Source organism: Streptomyces sp. WMMB 714, from assembly GCF_900090125.1.
Classification (GTDB): Bacteria; Actinomycetota; Actinomycetes; order Streptomycetales; family Streptomycetaceae; genus Streptomyces; species Streptomyces daqingensis.
In genome coordinates this window covers 179534-200578 of the sequence record NZ_FMHJ01000003.1, presented here as the reverse complement: position 1 = coordinate 200578, position 21045 = coordinate 179534, and the positions used below count along the sequence as shown (strand labels likewise).

Sequence of the window (21045 nt, the reverse complement as noted above, 5' to 3'; positions counted from 1 at the left end):
CGCCCCGCTGTCTCTGTCTACGGCTTGAGGAGCCTGTTGACGAAGCAGCCTGTTGACGAAGCCACCTGTGGACGAATCCCCACTTGTGGACAACTTCGCCCCCTCTCCCGGTGAATCGGGACGATTTGCCTTGGCGGGGGTCCCGGTCGCGGAACATCCTGATCTCGATGCCGGGCGACCACGTCCGGCCGTAGACGGGGGAAGTGATCAGCATGTCCGCGAAGAGCACGCGCATCTCAGGGCCGAAGCCCGGGCGGGCCGCGAGGCCGGGCCGCACCGGTCCGGCCCGGAGCATCGCCGCGGCGCTCGCGTTCTCGGCCGCTCTCGGAGGCGGCTTCGCGGCCTCACCGGCCGCGTCGGCGGTGCCGGTGGCGCGTTCAGCGGCGACGCACCAGGGCGCCTCGAAGCTGGGGGAGTGCGCAGCGGGGGAGATGTGCGTCTGGGAGAGGCAGGAGTTCCGCGGGAAACGCCGGGCCTACGAGCTGAGCACCGTCTCGGTCGGGAGCTGCGAGCGTCTGCCGGAAGGCATGAGTGCCCGGTCGTTCGCGAACCGCACAGGCCGTCCCGTGACGGTCTATCAGAGCGAAGAGTGCGCCGAGACGGGGGAGTTCCACACCCACCCCTCCGGAGCCTGGACACCCGAGGCCGCGTACCGCGTGCGGGCCCTCAAGGTCTGGGAGCGCTGAATGGCGCGCTCCCCGGGGCTCCGGCGGAGCACCGCCGTGGTCCGGCGTTCTCGCCGGACCACGAGCGGTGCCTCTGGCCGTGCTGCGTCCGTCCTACGCGTCGCCGCCCGCGGGGCCCGGGTCCGCCGCAGCGACGTCGAGCAGGTTGTAGCGGTCGACGGCCTGCTTCAGCGCGGAGCGGTCGATCTTCCCCTCCTTCGCCAGCTCGGTGAGCACGGCGAGGACGATCGTCGGCGCGTCGATGTGGAAGAAGCGCCGCGCCGCGCCGCGGGTGTCGGCGAACCCGAAGCCGTCCGCACCCAGCGAGTGGTAGGTGCCGGGGACCCAGCGGGCGATCTGGTCGGGCACGGAGCGCATCCAGTCCGAGACGGCCACCTTCGGCCCCTCGGCGTTCTGGAGCTTGCGCGTCACGTAGGGCACGTGCTGCTCCTCCTCCGGGTGCAGCAGATTGTGCTCCTCTGCGTCCACCGCCTCGCGGCGCAGTTCGTTCCACGAAGTCGCCGACCAGACGTCCGCCTTGACGTTCCAGTCGTCGGCCAGGATCTGCTGCGCCTCCAGCGCCCAGGGCACCGCCACACCGGAGGCGAGGATCTGGGCGCCGAGGGTGCCCTTCGTGCCCTCCTTGTAGCGGTGGAGCCCCTGGAGGATCCCCTCGACGTCCACGTCCTCCGGCTCGGCCGGCTGCCGGATCGGCTCGTTGTAGACGGTGAGGTAGTAGAAGACGTCCTCTCCCTGCGGGTGCTCCTCGCTGGAGCCGTACATCCGCCGCAGGCCGTCCTTGACGATGTGCGCGATCTCGAAACCGAACGCCGGGTCGTAGGAGACGGCCGCGGGGTTCGTCGAGGCGAGCAGCTGGGAGTGGCCGTCCGCGTGCTGCAGGCCCTCTCCCGTGAGGGTCGTACGTCCCGCGGTCGCGCCAAGGACGAAGCCGCGGGCCAGCTGGTCCGCCATCTGCCAGAACTGGTCGCCGGTCCGCTGGAAGCCGAACATCGAGTAGAAGACGTAGATCGGGATCAGCGGCTCGCCGTGGGTGGCGTACGCGGAGCCGACAGCGGTCGCCGCGGCGGTGCAGCCCGCCTCGGTGATGCCGTCGTGCAGCATCTGCCCGGTCGGCGACTCCTTGTAGGCGAGCAGCAGTTCGCGGTCCACGGACTCGTAGCTCTGGCCCAGCGGGTTGTAGATCTTCGCCGAGGGGAAGAACGAGTCCATTCCGAAGGTGCGGTACTCGTCGGGAGCGATCGGCACGAAGCGCTTGCCGATCTCCTTGTCCCGCATGAGGTCCTTCAGCAGCCGCACGAAGGCCATGGTGGTGGCGATCTGCTGCTGTCCGGAGCCCTTCTTGACCGCCGCGTACGCCTTGTCGCCGGGGAGCTTCAGCGGCTTCGCCCGGTTCAGCCGGGTCGGCACGTAACCGCCGAGCTCCCGGCGGCGGTCGTGCATGTACTGGATCTCCTCGGAGTCCCGCCCGGGGTGGTAGTACGGCGGTGCGCCCGACTCCAGCTCCTTGTCGGGGATCGGCAGGCGCAGCCGGTCGCGGAAGCCCTTGAGGTCGTCGACCGTCAGCTTCTTCATCTGGTGCGTGGCGTTGCGGCCCTCGAAGTTCGGGCCGAGCGTCCAGCCCTTGATGGTCTGCGCGAGGATCACCGTCGGCTGGCCCTGGTGCTCCTTGGCCGCCTTGTACGCCGCGTACACCTTGCGGTGGTCGTGGCCGCCGCGTCCCAGGTGCAGAAGCTGGTCGTCGGTCATGTTCTCGGCCATCGCCCGGAGCCGCTGGTCGCCGCCGAAGAAGTGGTCGCGGATGTAGGCGCCGGTCTCCGTCGCGTAGGTCTGGAACTGGCCGTCGGGCGTGGTGTTGAGCTTGTTGACGAGCACGCCGTCGCGGTCCTGCGCCAGCAGCGGGTCCCAGGAGCGGTCCCAGACCAGTTTGATCACGTTCCAGCCGGCGCCCCGGAAGTACGACTCCAGCTCCTGGATGATCTTCCCGTTACCCCGCACGGGGCCGTCGAGGCGCTGCAGGTTGCAGTTGATCACGAAGGTGAGGTTGTCCAGCCCTTCGCGGGCGGCCAGCGAGAGCTGGCCCAGAGACTCCGGCTCGTCCATCTCGCCGTCGCCGAGGAACGCCCACACGTGGGACCGGGAGGTGTCCGCGATGCCGCGCGCCTCCATGTAGCGGTTCATGCGGGCCTGGTAGATCGCACCGATGGGCCCCAGGCCCATGGAGACCGTGGGGAACTCCCAGAAGTCGGGCATCGACCGCGGGTGGGGATAGCTGGAGAGGCCGTCCGGTGCCTTGCTCTTCTCCTGGCGGAACCCGTCGAGCTGCGCCTCGGAGAGGCGGTCCAGCAGGAAGGCGCGCGCGTAGATGCCGGGGGAGGCGTGGCCCTGGAAGAAGACCTGGTCCCCGCCGTCACCCTCGTCCTTGCCGCGGAAGAAGTGGTTGAAGCCGACGTCGTAGAGCGACGCCGACGAGGCGAAGGTGGCGATGTGGCCGCCCACGCCGATGCCCGGGCGCTGCGCGCGCGAGACCATGACCGCGGCGTTCCACCGGGTCGCGTTGAGGACCTTCCGCTCGATCTCCTCGTTGCCGGGGAAGAACGGTTCGTCCTTCGTCGCGATCGTGTTGACGTAGTCCGTGCTGCGCATCTCCGGGACGGCGACGCGCTTTTCGCGTGCGCGCTCGATGAGCCGGAGCATGAGATAGCGGGCACGTCCCCGGCCCCGCTCGTCGACGGCCGCGTCGAGCGAGTCGAGCCACTCCTGGGTCTCCTCGGGATCGAAATCCGGGACCTGGCTGGGAAGGCCGCCAATGATGATCGGGTTGCGATCGGATCCGGAAGCCACGCTGTTCCTTCGCTGTTCGTTATTGCTCTGCATGGTGTCGCGCCGCCTCCATCGTGTACCGCCGGTGCGCTCACGTCATCTCTACTGAGAGGTAACCCGGTTCCGTCCCGCAGGCCCTCGGAGGGGCTCGGAGAGGGCGGCCGATCTGCAACCCTACGCCGGGACGGGCCGGGTCGTGCCTCGCCCGGAACAGGCGTGACAACTACTGCCGAACCCGGCCGTAGTCACCGGAGCACTGTGGTGTGAATCACTGCTCATCGGGCATTGTGGGAGGACACGTCAACGTTTGGGCGGGATGGATGGTGGGGTACTTGCGCGATCCGCCCTGCCCGTGTGGACTACGGCCATTGCCTCGCGTGCGCGCGGGGCGCAAGGCACATTCCAGCAAGAGACAGGAGGCAATCCGTGAGCGCGACCGCGGACCACGCGGAGGAGCGGACCAACCCCGCCGCAAGGCTGGGTTTCCAGCCCGGACAGGTGGTCCAGGAGCTCGGCTACGACGACGACGTCGAGCAGGCACTCCGTGAGGGAATCGAGGCCATCACGGGTACGGAGCTCGTCGATGAGGATCATGACGACGTCGCCGACGCCGTGATGCTGTGGTTCCGCGAGGAGGACGGCGACCTGACGGACGCGCTGGTGGACGCCACCACGATGATCGACGCGGGTTCTCCGGTCTGGCTGCTGACGCCCAAGACGGGCCGCGAGGGCTATGTGGAGCCGAGTGAGATCGGCGAGGCGGCACAGACCGCCGGGCTCGCCCAGACCAGCACCGTCAACGCGGGCAAGGACTGGAGCGGCAGTCGTCTTGTGACTCCCAAGGCCGCTCGCACAGGCAAGCGGTAACGGCGCTCCGGCGAGCATGCGGACTCCGAGGTACGGCCCCCGGCGGCAAGGCTGCCGGGGGCCGTCCTGTTCCGTCGCCGAGAGTGAAAGACTGGGGCGAGTCCCCACGGGAACCGGCCGCGTGCCCATTGCGGCCCCCGCGACGGGACGTACGAACACGCCGTCTCCACAGAAGGGTCCCTTCTTCCTATGGCTATCGAGGCCGGAACCAAGGCACCGGACTTCACGCTGAAGAGCCAGCACGGCGAGGCCGTCTCGCTCTCGGACTTCAAGGGGAAGAAGAACGTCGTTCTGCTCTTCTACCCCTTCGCCTTCACGGGCGTCTGCACGGGCGAACTGTGCGCGCTGCGTGACGAGTTGCCGACGTTCGTCAACGACGACGTGCAGCTGCTCGCGGTCTCGAACGACTCTCCTTTCGCCCTGCGCGTCTTCGCGGACCAGGAAGGCCTGGAGTACCCCCTCCTCTCCGACTTCTGGCCGCACGGCGAGGTCTCCCGCGCCTTCGGCGTCTTCGACGAGGAGAAGGGCTGCGCGGTGCGCGGCACCTTCATCATCGACAAGGAGGGCGTCGTGCGCTGGACGGTCGTCAACGGCCTCCCGGACGCCCGGGACCTGACCGAGTACGCCAAGGCCCTGCAAAACCTCTGAGTGAAGGCTGGGGGTGGGGGAACCGCTCACCAGGATCCACTCGTTGATCAGTAGGCAACCGAAACAGCGGGGGCACGCAGTGCTCCGTGCGAACAGACACCTGGAGGACTCGTGGGAGTCAGCCTCAGCAAGGGCGGCAACGTCTCGCTGACCAAGGAAGCCCCGAACCTGACCGCCGTCATCGTCGGTCTCGGCTGGGACGCCCGTACCACCACAGGTTCGGACTTCGACCTCGACGCCAGCGCCCTGCTGGCGAACGCCGAGGGCAAGGTCGGCAATGACCAGAACTTCGTCTTCTTCAACAACCTCAAGAGCCCCGACGGCTCCGTCGAGCACACCGGCGACAACCTCACCGGTGAGGGCGAGGGTGACGACGAGGTCATCAAGGTGAACCTCGCCGGCGTGCCCGCCGACGTCGAGAAGATCGTCTTCCCGGTCTCCATCTACGAGGCGGAGACCCGCCAGCAGAGCTTCGGGCAGGTCCGCAACGCCTACATCCGGGTCGTGAACCAGGCCGACAACAACGAGCTGGCGCGTTACGACCTCAGCGAGGACGCCTCGACGGAGACGGCCATGGTCTTCGGCGAGCTCTACCGCCACGGCGCGGAGTGGAAGTTCCGCGCCATCGGCCAGGGTTACGCCTCGGGCCTGCGGGGAATCGCGCAGGACTTCGGGGTCAACGTCTGAGAGATCCCGGCAGCCACCGGCGCCGCAGCCTTCCGTAACCGGGAGGTGTGCGGCGCCTGGTGATGTCGGCAGACTGGTCGCACCAGCCATCGGGGAGAGGAACAGATCATGGGCGTCACGCTCGCCAAGGGGGGAAACGTCTCCCTCTCGAAGGCCGCACCCAATCTGAGGCAGGTCCAGGTCGGTCTGGGCTGGAGGGCCCGCTCCACCACCGGAGCGGCCTTCGACCTGGACGCCAGCGCGCTGCTCTGCGCGAACGGCAAGGTGCTGGGCGACGAGTACTTCGTCTTCTACAACAACCTGAAGAGTCCCGAGGGATCGGTCGAGCACACCGGCGACGAACTGGTGGGCGGCTCGGGCAGCGAGGACGACGAGACGGTCCTGGTGGACCTCGGGCTCGTTCCCGCGAACGTGGACAAGATCGTCTTTCCGGTCTCCATTTACGACGCAGACAACCGGCACCAGGCGTTCGGGCAGGTCACCGACGCCTACATCCGCGTCCTCAATCAGGAGGACGGCCAGGAGCTCGCCCGCTACGACCTCACCGAAGACGCCTCGGCCGAGACCGCCATGATCTTCGGTGAGCTCTACCGGTACAGCGGCGAGTGGAAGTTCCGGGCCGTTGGACAGGGGTACGCCTCTGGGCTGCGAGGCATCGCTCTAGACTTCGGGGTCAATGTTTCGTAAGCCAAGGTCATTTGTTCGTAAAGCGGATTGGTAGCCCAGTGGTCCTGAAAACTTTCGGCTGGTCCTTCGGCGTCACTGCCGTCGGCCTGGCTTTCGCGGCGCTGTTCTGGGGGTGGCAAGGGTTCGCCGTGGTGGCGATCCTGTCCGTCCTTGAGATCTCGCTGTCCTTCGACAACGCCGTAGTCAACGCCGGTGTGCTGAAGAAGATGAACGCCTTCTGGCAGAAGATCTTCCTCACCATCGGCATCCTCATCGCGGTCTTCGGGATGCGGCTGGTCTTCCCGGTCGTCATCGTGGCCATCAGTGCCAAGATCGGCCCCATCGAGGCCGTGCAGCTCGCGCTGGACAGCCCCACCAAGTACGAGCAGTTGGTCACGGACGCCCACCCGGCCATCGCGGCCTACGGCGGGATGTTCCTGCTGATGATCTTCCTCGACTTCATCTTCGAGGACCGCGAGCACAAGTGGCTCGCCTGGCTGGAGCGTCCCCTGGCCAAGCTCGGCAAGGTGGACATGCTCTCCGTGTGCATCGCCCTGATCGTGCTGATGGTCTCGGCCATGACCTTCGCCGTCGAGGCGCACCAGCACGGCGGCGCGCATGCGGACAAGTCCGCCACAGTGCTGCTCTCGGGCGTCGCGGGGCTCATCACGTACCTCCTCGTGGGCGGTCTCTCCAGTCACTTCGAGAACAAGCTCGAAGAGGAGGAGGAGCGCGAGCACGAAGCGGAGGAGCAGGCCAAGCGGGAAGGCAAGGATCCGTCCCTTGTCGGTCTCGCCGGCAAGGCCGCGTTCTTCATGTTCCTCTACCTGGAGGTGCTGGACGCGTCGTTCTCCTTCGACGGCGTCATCGGTGCCTTCGCGATCACCAACCACATCTTCTGGATGGCGCTCGGCCTCGGTATCGGCGCGATGTACGTCAGGTCGCTGACGGTCTACCTCGTCCGTCAGGGCACCCTCGACGACTACGTCTATCTCGAGCACGGTGCGCACTACGCGATCGGTGCCCTGGCGGCCATCCTGCTCATCACCATCAAGTTCCAGATCAACGAGGTGGTCACCGGCCTGGTCGGTGTCGGGCTGATCGCGGCCTCGTTCTGGTCCTCGGTGCGCCGCAACAAGGCCGTCGAGGCCGCTGAGAACGGCGGAGGCTAGTCGGACCGCGAGGAGGTCGGCGCCACGACGTGACGTGCCACTGGGCGAGCCATCGCGGTGGCCGGTCGGGCTGACCGATCCGGGTGTCATCGAGGCCTGTTTGCGGAACGCTTCTTGCGGGGCGGCTCCGAGTCCCGACTCGGAGCCGCCCCGCGGCAGTTGAAGTGCGAGTGGGGGTGCGTGATGGTCTCCCTGTGGGAGAACTGGCGGAGTGGTGTGAGCAGGCGGCGGCGCAGTTCGGGTTTCGACTCGATGATGGGCTCGTCGGCCTATTCGGTGGAGCTGACGAAGCGTCAGTCCGCCGTCTCGCTGACGGAGCAGGGCGCGGACAGCGGCAGCCTCAGGGTCAACCTGTCCTGGCGGATGCGCACTTCGGACTTCGATGACAGAACGAGCAGGCGTGGTTCGCTCCGCAACCCCCTGCAGGCACTGAAGCCGCAGGTGGTCCAGGCGCACACGCAGGGCATGGTCAACGTCGACCTCGACCTGGCCTGCATGTACGAACTGGCGGACGGCACCAAGGGCGTGGTGCAGCCCCTGGGGAACTTCCTCGGGGACTGGAACTCCCCTCCGTACGTGAAGCTCACGGGAGACGACCGCTTCGGTTCACCGTCCGGCGAGACGATCTACGTCAACCTCGACCACAAGGACGACATCAAGCGGCTGCTGTTCTTCGTCTACATCTACGACGGGACCCCGGCCTTCGACCGTACGCACGCCGTCCTCACTCTCTTCCCGAGCAGCGGCCCGCGCGTCGAGGTCAGCCTCGACAGGCGGGCGCCGCAGGCGCGTTCGTGCGCGGTGCTGCTGATGCAGCACGAGAAGGGAGAGCTGATGGTCCGCCGCGAGGTGCGCTACGTCTACGGATTCCAGGCGGAACTGGACCGGCTGTACGGCTGGGGCCTGCAGTGGGGCCGCGGCTACAAGGCGGGTAAGGCGTGACCGGGGAAGGCGTGACCGTCAGCGGTTCTGGAACTGCGGACCCTGGGGCGGCAGCGTGAAGTCGGGGTCCGGCTGCGGATAGCCGTAGGCGGGCTGCGGGTAGCCGTAGGCGGGTTGAGTCGCGGGCGGCTGCTGCGGCGGCTGGGGGTGCCCGTAGTGGGGCGGCGCCGCCGGCCCCGGCCCCGCCGGGGCCATGGGGGTGGCGACGGGCTGCGTGGCGGCCGCGGCCGGCGCGGGCGCCACCAGCGGGAAGTCGGGCTCCGGGTCCTGGGACGGCCGCGGCATCATGACGGCGGGGACGGTCGCCTCGTCCGGCGCCACGGGCTGTGCCGGCTGCGTGGGCGAGGGAACGGTGCTCGCCGGCGGCGGAGCGGTATCCGGCGCCGTGTCAGATCCCGCCGCCCGGCCCGCACCGCTCGGCGGTCCGTCCGCGTCCGCGTCCTCCACGGTGACGCCGTACTCCGTCGTCAGTGCGGCGAGGCCGGTGTCGTAACCCTGGCCGAGGGCGCGGAACTTCCACCCGTCGCCGCGGCGGTAGACCTCCCCGCAGATCAGCGCCGTCTCCGCACCTGTCTCCGGTTCGATGTCGAAACGCAGCAGGGGCTCGCTGTCGGCGGATGCTCCGGCGGGCAGGAGCAGCAGACGCAGCTGCCGGACGTCGGCGAAGGTGCCGCCGTCCGCCGAGGCCGCGATCAGCACGCGGTCCACTCCCGGACCGAGGGCGGGGAGGTCCGCCTCGATCGTGTCGCGGAGACCGCCGGGCTCCTGGGACTTGGGCAGATGGCGTACGACGCCGGAGGGGTGCTCGGGCTGGTTGTAGAAGACGAAGTCGTCGTCGCAGGTCACCTTGCCGCTTTCGTCGAGCAGCAGGGCGGAGGCGTCGACGTCGGGCACTCCCGGTCCGGAACTCCAGCACAGGACGGCGCGGACCGCGGCGGTCTCCAGCTGAACGTTCGAGCCCTTCACCATGGCGTGCGTCATAGAGGTCATCCTGCCCTCCGTTCCGGCTCCGGTACAACGCGAGGGCACATGCCTGTACCTGGCGGTAACGTGATTTTCACCCTTCGGTGGAACTATCTGCCCCCTGCTGTACGTACGATGAGCGGCTGGTTCTCGCCGCGGGGCCGTTGTCTTCGTGGGCGCCTGGGACTCGGCGCGGGCCGTCGAGCCCAGAGGGAGGCACCATTCGCAACGGCCGCGCCGGCATTCCGGTTGCCGCGCGGCGGAAAACGGGGGCATGCATGCGGCATTTCGGCCATCTTCCACAGGTAGTACGGCAACGGCTCTTCCAGTACGAACCGGTGGAGTTCACCGCGGACGCCCCCGGCGGCACGCTCGCCGCAGCGCTGGGCGCGACGCTGTACTGCCCGGCGACCCGCCCCGGTCTCGCCGCCGACGTGGTCAAGCAGGCACGGCTCGGAGTGGTGTCGATGGTCCTGTGCCTCGAGGACTCCATAGGCGACGGCGACGTGGCCGCCGGTGAGGAGAACCTCGTACGCCAGTTGGAGACGCTCGCCGCGCGGGAAGAGCCGTCCCGGAACGGCCGGTCGGACGACGGCGGTCTGCCGCTGCTGTTCGTGCGGGTGCGCGAGCCGGGGCAGATCCCGGATCTCGTGGCGCGTCTGGGGGCCGCTGCCCGGTTGCTGTCCGGTTTCGTGCTGCCGAAGTTCACGGAGGAGCGCGGCATTCCCTTCCTGGAAGCCCTCGCCGAGGCCGAATCGGCCACGGAGCACCGGCTGTTCGCGATGCCCGTGCTGGAGTCGCCGGAACTGCTCCATCTGGAGACGCGTGCGGCGACGCTGTCCGGGATAGCCCGCACGGTCGACAAGTACCGGGAGCGGGTGCTGGCGCTGCGGCTCGGCGTCACGGACTTCTGCTCGGCTTACGGCCTGCGGCGCACACCGGAGATGACGGCCTACGACGTGCAGCTCGTCGCGTCGGTCATCGGCGACGTGGTGAACCGGCTGGGACGGGCGGACGGTACGGGCTACACCGTCACGGGACCGGTGTGGGAGTACTTCCGGTTGCAGGAACGCATCTTCAAGCCGCAGCTGCGGCAGAGCATCTTCACCGGCCGGGCCGAGGAGCTGCGTACCGCGCTCATCGACCACGACATCGACGGGCTGCTGCGCGAGATCGAACTGGACCGGGCGAACGGCCTGCTGGGCAAGACCTGCATCCACCCCTCGCACGTTGCGCCCGTCCACGCGCTGTCCGTGGTGAGCCTGGAGGAGTACAGCGACGCCACGGACATCCTCAGGCCGGAACGCAGCGGCGGCGGTGTGTTGCGCTCGGCGTACACGAACAAGATGAACGAGGTGAAGCCCCACCGGGCCTGGGCCGAGCGGACGTTGCTGCGCGCCGAACTGTTCGGGGTGGCCCGCGAAGGCGTGGGCTTCGTCGACGTGCTGGCGGCGGGGGCGCGCGCGGCCGGCTACGCGGATGCCGTGCGGACGGAGGCGCCGTGAGACGGCCGGCGGAGCGGTACGCGCAGGACCGGGCGGACGGTGTGGCCGGACGGGCCGGTCGGCGGGCGGGAAGGCAGACGGAGGCGGCGAGCACGAACACCAACACCAACACCAACACGAGCACGAGTACGAGTACGGGGGCTGGGGCATTGCGCGGAGTGCGGCGGCGAGTTGCGGAAGAGGGACGGGCGGCGGAATGAGCGACGTGGTGTGGTCCGGCGAGTGGGTCGCGGAACGGCTGGATCTGCGGCTGAGCGGCGAGGGCCTGCGTGAGTTGATGGGCCTGGCGCTCCGCCGCAACCCGAAGCGGGCGCATCTCCTCGTCTCACGGGTTCTCGGCAAGCACATACCGGAGAGCCCCGCGACGGTCTACGGCGTCGGCGTCCGGCTGGGCCGCCGCGTACGGGAGTTGCTGGGCGACGCTCCCGCCGCGCAGGCGGTGGTGCTGGGATACGCCGAGACGGCGACGGGGCTGGGCCACAGCGTCGCGGACGGCATCGGCGGCGTGAGCTGCCTGCACTCCACGCGGCGCCGGGTGGCGGGGGTGGCCGCGGCCGGAGGCTTCGAGGAGGAGCACAGCCACGCCACGTCCCATCTGCTGCTCCCCGAGGACCCGGAGCTGCTCGAGGGCGACGGGCCGCTCGTCCTCGTCGACGACGAGTTCTCCACCGGCCGCACCGTGCGGAACACGATCGCGGCACTGCACCGCCGTCACCCGCGGGGACGGTACGTGGTGGTGGCGCTCACGGACATGCGCTCGTCCGACGACGCGGCGGCGCTGGAGAAGTTCGCCGCCGAACTCGGCGCCCGCGTCGACGTGGTGGCGCTCGCGAGCGGCGGCGTGTCGCTGCCGGCGGACGTGCTGGAGCGAGGGCAGCGCCTCGTGGCCGAGGCGGAGGCGGCGGTGGAGCCGCCGGAGGAGCGGTCCACGGCTGCTCCTCCGGCCGCGAGGCAGCCGGAGCCGGAACCGGAGCGTGTCGAACTCCGCTGGCCCCAGGGGCTTCCGGACGGCGCCCGCCACGGCTTCACCCCTGCGCACCGGGCACGGCTCGAGGACGCGCTGCCCGCCATGGCGGGCCGACTCGCGGAAGCCCTCACCCGGGCGGGGACCGTGCCGGGGCCGGGCCCGGGGCCCGGCGGTACGGCCGCTCCGCGCCTACTCGTGCTCGGCTGCGAGGAGTTGATGTACGCGCCGCTGCGGCTGGCCGTCGCCCTGGAGGAACGGCTCGGGAAGGCGGCAGAGGTGCGCTTCTCCACCACGACCCGCTCACCCGTGCTGGCACTGGACGACCCGGCCTACGCCGTACGCACGGCCCTCGCCTTCCCCGCGCACGACGAAGCGGCCGGGACACCGGACGGCGACGCAGCCCAGGGCACGCGCTACGCCTACAACGTCGCACCGGGCGCCGACGCCCGCCGCCGCTTCGACGCGGTCGTCCTCGTCACCGACTCGGCGTCGGACACCCCGGCGCTCCACGCCCCGGACGGCCTGCTGAGCAGGCTCGCGGATCACACGGACCGGGTGCTGCTCGCCGTGCTCCCCTCCTACGTACCGCTGCGACAGCCGCTGCGGGGCCCGGACTTCTCCTCCTACGCGCCCCAGGACGTCGGCTGGCTGCTGCAGGACATGTCCCACACGCAGCTCGAAGCGCCGACGGAGGAACGGGAGGAGGCCATCCAGAACGGCGGGGCGCACTACGCGGAGTCCCTTCCGGTGGAGTACCAGCCGAGCCCCGAGTACGAACGGCTCTTCCACAGCGCGCTGGAGGCCTCCGCCGCCCGCGTGGCCCGCGCGGTCGGAACGGTCACCGAGGCGGTGCTCGCGGAGCGAGGGGCCGCGGCGGGCGCCCGCCCCGACAACGGCGGGAAGGGCGGGGACCGGGCCGCGCGCCGCCGTCCCGTGCTGGTCTCCCTCGCCCGCGCGGGCACCCCCGTGGGCGTACTGATGCGGCGCTGGGCGCGGCAGGTCCACGGCCTCGAACTGCCGCACTACGCCGTCTCGATCGTGCGGGGACGCGGCATCGACGCCAACGCGCTGCGCTGGATCGCCGCCCACCACGACCCCGCGGACGTCGTGTTCGTCGACGGCTGGACGGGCAAGGGCGCCATCACCCGCGAACTCGCCGAAGCCCTCGAACCGTTCGAGGGCTTCGACCCCGGACTCGCGGTGCTCGCCGACCCGGGCGGCTGCGTGCGCACCTACGGCACGCGGGAGGACTTCCTCATACCGTCGGCCTGCCTCAACTCCACGGTGTCCGGCCTGATCTCGCGGACCGTGCTGCGGGCCGACCTGGTCGGCCCGCACGACTACCACGGCGGGAAGTACTACCGGGAACTCGCGGACGCCGACGTCTCCCGCCTCTTCCTGGAGGCGGTCGAGGCGCGCTTCGGCGAGGTGCGCACCGACGTCGCCGGCGACGTCGCGGCGCTGCTCGCCTCGGACCGTGCGCCCACGTGGGCGGGCTGGCGGGCAGTGGAACGGATCAGCGAGGAGTACGGCATCGGGGACGTCAATCTGGTCAAGCCGGGCGTGGGCGAGACCACCCGCGTCCTGCTGCGCCGGGTGCCGTGGAAGGTGCTGGCGCGGCACGGCGCGGGCTCCGACCTGGACCACGTGCGGCTGCTCGCGGAACAGCGCGGGGTGCCGGTGGAAGAGGTGGGGGAACTGCCGTACAGCTGCGTGGGGTTGATCCATCCCCGCTACACGCGCGGAGCCACGGGGGCGGACGGGAGGGCCGCGCAGTGAACGTCCTGATCGCGAGCGACCTCGACCGGACGCTGATCTACTCCGCCGCCGCGCTGAAGCTCGACATGCCGGACGCCGAAGCGCCGCGCCTGCTGTGCGTCGAGACGTACGGGCACAAGCCGCTGTCCTACATGACGGAGACGGCCGCGCGACTGCTCGAGCGGCTGCAGGAGCAGTGCGTCTTCGTACCGACCACCACGAGGACGCGTGAGCAGTACAAGCGCGTCCACCTGCCCGGCGGTCCCGCGCGGTACGCGGTGTGCGCCAACGGCGGGCACATCCTCTGCGACGGCGAGTCCGACCCGGACTGGCAGGCGCAGGTCCGCCGCGAACTGGAGGGCTGCGCTCCGCTGCGGCAGGTCTGTGAGCATCTGCGGCGGGCCGCGGGCGACGGCGAGTGGGCGCTCAAGCAGCGCGTGGCCGACGACTTGTTCGCCTATCTCGTCGTCGACCGCGCGCGACTGCCTCTGACGTGGGTGAAGGAGCTTGCGGAGTGGGCGGGTTCGTGCGGGTGGACCGTCTCACTGCAGGGACGGAAGATCTACGCGGTGCCGGGTCCCTTGACGAAGAGCGCAGCCGTCGCCGAGATCGCCCGGCGTACCGGGGCGGCACGCACCTGCGCCGCGGGCGACTCGCTGCTGGACGCCGACCTGCTGCTCGGAGCCGGGCGCGGTTGGATGCCGGGGCACGGTGAACTCGTGGACAGCGGCTGGTCCGCGCCGCACGTCGAGGTGCTGACGGAGCGCGGAGTGGCGGCGGGGGAGCGGATCACACGCGAGATGCTGGCCGCCACGGAGCCCGCCGCCGGCTGACGCCACGGGCACCCGGTGCGGCCGGCCCCGGCCGCCGGTCCGGCCGCGCAACCAGGCGGGCGCCGCTTCAGGCGCCCGCGCCGCCGCCCGTACGGCCGTCCGCCAGGGTGCGCAGAGTCGCGTCCCAGCCCATGCCGCCGCCGGCCCGCCGGTTGTACGGGAGCTTGGAGAGCAGCACCGCCATGCCGCAGGTGTTGCTGAGCGCGGAGAAGACCAGCCCCGCCCCGATCAGCAGCGAGAGGACCCGGGCGCCGGGTATGGCCAGGTCGAGCAGCACACCCAGCACCACGAGTGACCCAGCAGCGAGACGGACCTGGCGCTCCATGGGCCACACGGCCCGGCCTGCGTCCGACGGGCGGTCCAGCCGGTGGCCGCCGCTCGCCCAGGCGTCCGTTCCGCCGTCGAGCGAGGCGGCGGGGACGCCCGCCGCCGCGAGCCGTGCGCACGCTGTCACCGACCGGCTGCCGGAGGCGCAGACCGCGACCAGGGGATTGCGTGACGACGCGGCGCGCAAGGCGGGCAGCGCCTCGTCCAGACGGTCGAGGGGGACGTTGAGCGCGCCCGGAATGTGCCCGGAGCCGTATTCGGCGGGGGTGCGCACGTCGATGACGTCCGCATGGCCGAGCCTCGGCCGGAGTTCCGAGACGGTCAGAGCGGCGGGCTGGGCGGTGGGCTGGGTGGGGGGCGTGGTCACGGGACGTCCCTTCGGTGGTCGGCGTTCGGTACGGCGCACGGCAGCGATCACGGGCGCTGGGGCCGGACAGGACAGCAGTCCGGTGGAGCGCGATATTCCGGCTTCCGGGAGCCTGCGCGGGCCTTGCGCGCACCGCAACGCGCCGCAACGCGTCGCAACGCACCGATACCCACGGCAACGCGTCGCTCCCGGCCTCCTGGGTGACGGTCGGCGAGGGCCGCGAGCGTCGGCGTACGGAGCCCGGCGGGTGCCGGAGAACGTCCGGACAGCGAGACTCGACATGCGATCGCGGCTGGTCAGCAGGACGCTGGAGCCATGCTGACGTTGGGCCATCTGACTTCGGGCGAGCGGCCGCTGCTGCGGTGGGCCTGCAACGACGATGCGCCCGAGGACCCGAGCCGCGTCATCGACAAGGTCATGCGGTGCGGTCCCGACGGACCGCCCATCGGCGAGCGCACCGCCCGTGCCCTGATGGTGCTTCCCGCCGGCCACAGCCTGGCCTGGGTGCGGCTGCGGGCCGAGGACGCCGCGGGAGTCGTCCTGTGCGGCGACGGCGAGGAGCCCGACCCGGGCGATTGCGGCTTCGTGCCGGTGCTGAGGCCGACCTTCCCCGGCACTCCCGTACGCGTCGCGGAGGCCCTCTCCGGCATGCACGTCGCGTCGCTCCAGAACCAGATACGGCAGATCGAGGAGTACGTGCACCTCGCGGCGGAGGCCATGGCGGAGGGCGGCGGGCCCGACACCGTGCTCCAGTGGATCGAGCGGGAGACGGGCGCCCGGGTGGCGGTGGTCGACGGCCACCGCGAGCAGACGTGGCCGGAAGAGGTGCGGCGGCAGTCGGTGCTGCTGCGGGAACTGGTCCGCGGCCGGGAGCGCGGACCGGTGCGGGGCTCCGCCGACGGACGCTACGTCGAGGTGTGGCCGGTGGGCGTCGGCCCGCCGCACCGGCTGCTGGTCGTCTCCCACACCAAGCCCTGGAGCGGGCGGGGAAGGGTGGGCCTGGAGGAGACCGCGGTGATGGTCGCCGGGCTCCTCCGCGAGCAGGAGGTCACGGAGCGCGAGCACCGGCTGCGCGCCGCGGTGCTGGCCGCCCGGACGTCGGGGTTCCAGTACCTGATGGTGGGGGACGTGACGTCCGCCGGACGGGCCGTGGAACCCCTCGCGCCGGGGCTCACGGCAGCGGGTGTCGTCCAGCTCGCCGTCATCGAGATCGCACCCGGCGAGGACCGCGAGGAGGTCGCCGCCGAAGTGGAGGAAGCGCTGCAGTGGGGCCGCTCGCTGACCGTGCTCTGCCCCGTCGACCGGGAGCAGATCATCGTCATCTGGGACGGCGCGCAGGCGCCCGTACAGACCGTCCTCGAACCCGTCGCGGAGGCGCAGGCCCAGCGGGCCGTGGGGGTGAGCGGCAGCGGCCCCCTGGAGCATGCCGCGCGCCTGTACGAAGCCGCCGCGGTCAGCGTGGAGGCGGCGCGGCGCACAGCGGGGGGCGTGGCTGTGCACGACGGGCGTCCCCCGCTCGCGGAGCTGCTGGACGCCTCTGCGCGCGCCTGGGCGCGTGAGCTGCTCGCGCCGATCGAGGAGAACCTGGCCGAGGTCGAGCGGCGCCGGCTGCTCGAGGTCTGCCAGGCGGCGATCACGATGGGCACGGCGGGCGCCGGCCGGCTGCTGGGCCTGCACCCCGACACCGTCCAGGCCCGGCTCGACGAGCTGACGTTCCGCACCGGCCTGGACCGCACGCGCCTGGGGGACCGCGTGACCCTCGACCTCGCGCTGCGGCTGGCCGGCCTCCCGCCGCCCGTGCCCGGGACGGTGCCCCCGGCGGGCGGGGTCCGCGCCGTCCTCGCCCAGGAGGGCGCGGCCCTGTGGGGCAGCGGCGTGCTCGCCGGGCTGTCCCCGCGGCTGCTGTCCGCCGTCACGACCTGGGTGCACCACGGGCTCGACGAACAGGAGGCCGCCCGCGAACTGGGCATCACCGGCGAGACGCTGTGGGGGTGGCTGCGGGAGGCCGGGACGCTGACCCACCTGCCCCTGACCAGGGACAGACCGGCGGCGGTGCACGACCTCCTCTGGGCGCTGTACGTCACCGGCCGCGTCCGCCCCGCCAGCCTGACGCGCGGAGAGGCAGACGGCGACGGGGAGAGCCGCGAGCAGTCCGGCGCCGCCCCCGGCAGCGAACCGCGAACCGACCGGCTGCACCCCGCGCGCGTGTACGACTACTTCCTCGGTGGCCGCACCAACTTCGCCGCCGACAGGACAGCGGCCCAGGAGGCCGTCGACGCCGCGCCGTCGGTCGCCATGATGGCCCGCGAGAACCGCGGCTTCATGCTCCGCGCCGCGCGCTACATCGCCGGCCACACGGGCGTGACGCAGTTCCTCGACCTGGGCGCCGGCATCCCCACCGAGCCCAGCCTGCACCAGGTCGTCCAGTCCGTGGAGCCGTCCGCGAGGGTCGTCTACGTCGACAACGACCCCGTGGTGCACGCCCACGCCCAGGCGCTGCTGAGCAGCAGCCCCCAGGGCCGCACCGCCTTCCTCCTGGCGGACGCGACGGAGACGGACAAGGTCGTCTCCTCCCCGGAGGTCACCGGCACCCTCGACCTGGAGGAGCCCGTCGCGCTGTCCGTCGTCGGGCTGCTCCCGTACATCGCCGACGACGAGGCGGCGCACGAGACGATCCGCCGCTTCACCTCCGTACTGGCCCCCGGCAGCTTCGTGACGCTCACTCAGCTCACCGCCGACCACAGCCCGGACGACATGGAAGCCGTGCGCGAGCAGTACCGCCGGCAGGCGGGCGTACCGCTGCGGCTGAGGACGTACGACGAGACGGCCTCGCTGCTCGAGGGGCTGGAGCTGGTGGAGCCCGGGATCGTGCTCGTGCACCGGTGGGGTTCGGACCGTACCGAGCAGGACCTCGCCGACGACGACCCGCGGGCCGGCTCCTACGGGGCGGTGGCCAGGGTCCGCGGATAGGCGGGGATCTCCGCGCAGTTCGCGTGCCGCGCGGCAGCCGCCGTGCCCTGACTGCCCGTCCGTCCCGGATCTGTCCCGGACCGGGCCGCCGCGCGCCCGGTGCGAGAATGGCGGACGACGCCGCGCCCGGCGCACCCGGTGACCGGCGGCGATGCCGAGCCCGCAGGAGCCGATACCCGTGACCGAGGACAGTCCCGCCCGCGCCGCGCACCGGCAGCGCCCCGAACTGCGGGCCGACTGCGCGAACTGCGCCGGGCTGTGCTGCGTGGCCCTGCCCTTCGCCGCCTCGGCGGACTTCGCCGTCGACAAGGACGCCGGACAGCCGTGCGAGAACCTGCGGCCCGACTTCGGCTGCGGCATCCACGCGCAGCTGCGCGACCGCGGCTTCCCCGGCTGCACCGTCTTCGACTGCTTCGGCGCGGGCCAGAAGGTCTCCCGCGTCACCTACGGCGCCCGCAACTGGCGCGACAACCCCGCCCTCGCCCCCCAGATGTTCGAGGTGTTCGCCGTCATGCGCCACCTCCACGAGCTGCTCCTCCACCTCGCCGAGGCCGCGGACCTCCCCGTCGGACAGCCGCTGCTGCGGGAGCTGCGCACCGCGTACGAGCGCGTCGAGCGCCTGACGCGCGGCAGCGCCGAGGAGGTTCTGCGCGTGGACGTCCCCGCGCACCGCGAAAGGACGGGCGCTCTGCTGCTCAGGGCCAGCGAGAAGGCCAGGTCGCGCGTACCGGGCAGGAAGAAGGACCGCAAAGGGGCGGACCTGACCGGTGCGGCACTCGCGAACGCGAAGCTGAGGGGAGCGTCACTGCGCGGCGCCGCCCTCATCGCGGCCCGCCTGACCGGCGCTGACCTCAGGGACGCCGACCTTCTCGGCGCCGACCTCCGCGACGCCGAACTGGGCGGCGCGGACCTCACCGGGAGCCTCTTCCTCACGCAGCCGCAGCTCGACTCGGCCAGGGGCGACGGCTCCACCAGGATTCCCGGACGGCTCGCCAGGCCCGCGCACTGGGCACACGGCCGAGGCACGTAGGACGCGGCGGGTGCGGCGGGCGCGGCGGGTCAACCGCAGCAGCCGCCGCCGCAGCACCCGCCTCCGCCGCCCGCCGGCGCCGCGCTCGCGGCCGGTGCGGACGACGAGCCGCCGACCGCGACGGTCGAGAGCAGCTTCACGGTGTCCTCGTGCCCGTCCGGGCAGCTCGCGGGCGCACCGGACTCCGCCATGGGGCGGCTCAGTTCGAACTGCGTGTCGCACTGGCGGCAGCGGTACTCGTAACGAGGCATGGCGGAATGGTATCCGGCAGCCGGAACGGCCCGCGCGGCTGTACGGAGCGTTCCCCGACCGGTCGGGACCGGATCCCGCGCCCTCCGCCGCACCGGCTGCGCCGGCGCAGGACGGTTCACCGTCCGGCGGCCCGGTCCTCCCGGATCTTCTCGACGACCTGCTGCACCGTCTCCTTCACCGCGTCGAGTTCGGTGAGCAGATGCCAGTAGTCCGGGTGACGGCCCGACAGCGACGCGACCGCGCGATCCACCCGCGCCACGGCGTCGTCCAGCGGCCCCGCGTGCCTCGGATCGGGCGTGCTCCGGCCCGCCATCGCCAGCCGCTGCGCGTCACGGATCGCGAACCGCGTCCGCTCCACTTCCTGCGTCTTGTCGAAGGAGACCTCGTTGAGCCGCTGCAGCCTGTCCCCGGCGGCCTTGATCCCCTCGTCCGCCGTGTTGAGCAGCGCACGCACCGTCGACAACTGCGCCGTGGCGTCCGCCCAGCGCTGGTCGTCCCGTGCCTTGCGGCCCTCGGCCAGCTTCTCCTCCGCCTGCCGCACCGAGCGCGCCGCCTGCTCCGGCACCTGCTGCAGGTCCTGCCAGCACGCGGCGCTGAAACGCCTCCGCAGCTCACTGAGGACCGGCTCGACCTGGCCCGCCCGCGTGTGCAGCGCCTGGGTACGGGTCCGCAGCGAGGCGAGCCGCTTGTCGATCTCCTTCACCCGCTCGGGCAGCCGCTGCGCCTCCTCGCGCACGGCCTCCGCCTCGCGCACCACGCGGTCCGCCCTGTGCAGCGTGTCCTGGACGCCGTGCCGGCCGGCGCCCTCGTTGAGCTTCGTCAGCTCCGGGGAGAGCGCCGCGAGCCGCGCGGCCAGGCTGTCGGCCTTCAGCCCCGCGTCGCGTACGGCGTCCAGCGCGTTCGACGCCGCGAGCAGCCCCTGCCGGGCCCGCTCGACAGCGGGCGCCAAGCGCGCCAGCTGGGTCTCCGCCTTCGACAGCAGCGGCCCCAGGCTCTGCCCGAACCGCTCCAGCTCGCCCTTGACGCGCTCCAGGTCCTGCCGCGTCCTGTCCAGTTCGGCCCGGGCGCGGGCGGCGGTGGAGGCGTCCAGGTCGTCGCGGTCCAGGTCGTGGGCGTCGACCGCCGTGATGTACTCGTGGCTGACCTGGTCGATACGCGCCCCGAACTGCTGGAAGTCCGAGACGGCCTTGCGGGCGGCCGGGGAGTCGTCGACGGCGGCGACGGTCTCGATCGAGATCCGCAGGTCACGCTGGGCGGTGTCCAGCTCGTAGAAAGCGGCCGCGGCCGCGTCCTTGGACTCCTGCGCTCCGGCCCGCTGATCCTCGGTACGGCCACTGCCCCAGCCCCAACGGCGTGTGCCGCCGCCGCTCATAGCCGCCACCGAACCTCTCCCCGTATCCCCATGCGCACCAGTGGATCACAGGCCATTGTCCCACTACGTGCCAACGAACACACGGGCCGGATCGTTCACGATCGCCGGGACGGGGTTGCCGCGGGCGCCGGTGCGGGGGAGCACGGCCGGCACGCGGGCACCGGGAAGGCGGCGGTCGCGGCCTGTCGGGAGGCGGTCGCGGTTTGTACCCCG

The 21045-nt window shown here is 71.3% G+C and carries 17 protein-coding genes; 12 read left to right on the top strand and 5 right to left on the bottom strand.

Going from position 1 to position 21045, the window contains the following annotated elements; all coding sequences use genetic code 11:
* Window positions 1-212 precede the first annotated feature (212 nt).
* Entirely contained in the window at window positions 213-686 is a 474-nt protein-coding gene (locus tag H181DRAFT_RS29640) for a peptidase inhibitor family I36 protein (protein ID WP_078895535.1), read from the top strand.
* 93 nt (window positions 687-779) lie between these two features.
* On the opposite strand, the gene aceE is transcribed toward H181DRAFT_RS29640, so the two are convergent.
* The gene (gene aceE / locus H181DRAFT_RS06230) at window positions 780-3527 is read right to left on the bottom strand and encodes a pyruvate dehydrogenase (acetyl-transferring), homodimeric type (RefSeq protein ID WP_045863227.1); all 2748 of its coding nucleotides are present in this window, start codon (window positions 3525-3527) and stop codon (window positions 780-782) included.
* A gap of 405 nt (window positions 3528-3932) precedes the next feature.
* Here aceE and H181DRAFT_RS06225 point away from each other — a divergent pair, with 405 nt between their 5' ends.
* The 6 genes from H181DRAFT_RS06225 to H181DRAFT_RS06200 all read left to right on the top strand — a co-directional run bounded on the left by H181DRAFT_RS06225 (window position 3933) and on the right by H181DRAFT_RS06200 (window position 8488).
* The gene (locus H181DRAFT_RS06225) at window positions 3933-4373 is read left to right on the top strand and encodes a DUF3052 domain-containing protein (RefSeq protein ID WP_045863226.1); all 441 of its coding nucleotides are present in this window, start codon (window positions 3933-3935) and stop codon (window positions 4371-4373) included.
* A 189-nt stretch (window positions 4374-4562) separates the two neighbouring features.
* Complete coding sequence (locus H181DRAFT_RS06220; RefSeq protein WP_045863225.1) at window positions 4563-5021, top strand: peroxiredoxin; 459 nt, start codon at window positions 4563-4565, stop codon at window positions 5019-5021.
* Between the two features lie 111 nt (window positions 5022-5132).
* Entirely contained in the window at window positions 5133-5708 is a 576-nt protein-coding gene (locus H181DRAFT_RS06215) for a TerD family protein (RefSeq protein ID WP_045863224.1), read from the top strand.
* 108 nt (window positions 5709-5816) lie between these two features.
* Window positions 5817-6395 (top strand): TerD family protein, encoded by a 579-nt coding sequence (locus H181DRAFT_RS06210; RefSeq protein WP_045863223.1) that lies wholly within the window; start codon window positions 5817-5819, stop codon window positions 6393-6395.
* Between the two features lie 38 nt (window positions 6396-6433).
* Entirely contained in the window at window positions 6434-7546 is a 1113-nt protein-coding gene (locus H181DRAFT_RS06205) for a DUF475 domain-containing protein (RefSeq protein WP_045863222.1), read from the top strand.
* A 183-nt stretch (window positions 7547-7729) separates the two neighbouring features.
* On the top strand, window positions 7730-8488 hold the full coding sequence (locus H181DRAFT_RS06200) for a TerD family protein (protein WP_045863221.1): 759 nt from the start codon (window positions 7730-7732) through the stop codon (window positions 8486-8488).
* Window positions 8489-8506: 18 nt separating this feature from the next.
* On the opposite strand, the gene H181DRAFT_RS06195 is transcribed toward H181DRAFT_RS06200, so the two are convergent.
* A complete protein-coding gene (locus tag H181DRAFT_RS06195; protein WP_045863220.1) occupies window positions 8507-9469 on the bottom strand; it encodes a TerD family protein in 963 nt (320 codons plus the stop codon).
* A 260-nt stretch (window positions 9470-9729) separates the two neighbouring features.
* On the opposite strand from H181DRAFT_RS06195, the gene H181DRAFT_RS06190 reads away from it, so the two are divergent.
* The 3 genes from H181DRAFT_RS06190 (at window position 9730) to H181DRAFT_RS06180 (ending at window position 14514) form a co-directional block, all read left to right on the top strand.
* A complete protein-coding gene (locus tag H181DRAFT_RS06190; RefSeq protein WP_045863219.1) occupies window positions 9730-10956 on the top strand; it encodes an HpcH/HpaI aldolase/citrate lyase family protein in 1227 nt (408 codons plus the stop codon).
* A 196-nt stretch (window positions 10957-11152) separates the two neighbouring features.
* Complete coding sequence (locus H181DRAFT_RS06185) at window positions 11153-13702, top strand: phosphoribosyltransferase (RefSeq protein WP_045863218.1); 2550 nt, start codon at window positions 11153-11155, stop codon at window positions 13700-13702.
* A complete protein-coding gene (locus H181DRAFT_RS06180; RefSeq protein WP_045863217.1) occupies window positions 13699-14514 on the top strand; it encodes an HAD family hydrolase in 816 nt (271 codons plus the stop codon). The genes H181DRAFT_RS06185 and H181DRAFT_RS06180 overlap by 4 nt, the downstream gene beginning before the upstream one ends.
* Before the next feature lie 67 nt (window positions 14515-14581).
* Here H181DRAFT_RS06180 and H181DRAFT_RS29800 read toward each other — a convergent pair whose 3' ends face one another.
* Window positions 14582-15166, bottom strand: coding sequence for a rhodanese-like domain-containing protein (locus H181DRAFT_RS29800; RefSeq protein ID WP_254666750.1), 585 nt, complete (start codon window positions 15164-15166; stop codon window positions 14582-14584).
* Between the two features lie 357 nt (window positions 15167-15523).
* On the opposite strand from H181DRAFT_RS29800, the gene H181DRAFT_RS30130 reads away from it, so the two are divergent.
* A complete protein-coding gene (locus H181DRAFT_RS30130; RefSeq protein ID WP_052708477.1) occupies window positions 15524-18178 on the top strand; it encodes an SAM-dependent methyltransferase in 2655 nt (884 codons plus the stop codon).
* 178 nt (window positions 18179-18356) lie between these two features.
* Window positions 18357-19208: a pentapeptide repeat-containing protein gene (locus tag H181DRAFT_RS06165; RefSeq protein WP_254666727.1), complete on the top strand. Its 852-nt coding sequence runs from the start codon at window positions 18357-18359 to the stop codon at window positions 19206-19208.
* Between the two features lie 29 nt (window positions 19209-19237).
* On the opposite strand, the gene H181DRAFT_RS06160 is transcribed toward H181DRAFT_RS06165, so the two are convergent.
* Both H181DRAFT_RS06160 and H181DRAFT_RS06155 read right to left on the bottom strand, forming a co-directional pair.
* Window positions 19238-19459, bottom strand: a complete 222-nt coding sequence (locus tag H181DRAFT_RS06160) for an FmdB family zinc ribbon protein (RefSeq protein ID WP_045863214.1) — start codon at window positions 19457-19459, stop codon at window positions 19238-19240.
* A gap of 116 nt (window positions 19460-19575) precedes the next feature.
* Window positions 19576-20841 carry a coiled-coil domain-containing protein gene (locus H181DRAFT_RS06155; RefSeq protein ID WP_045863213.1) on the bottom strand — a complete coding sequence of 422 codons (1266 nt, stop codon included), beginning with the start codon at window positions 20839-20841 and terminating at the stop codon, window positions 19576-19578.
* Between the last annotated feature and the right edge of the window lie 204 nt (window positions 20842-21045).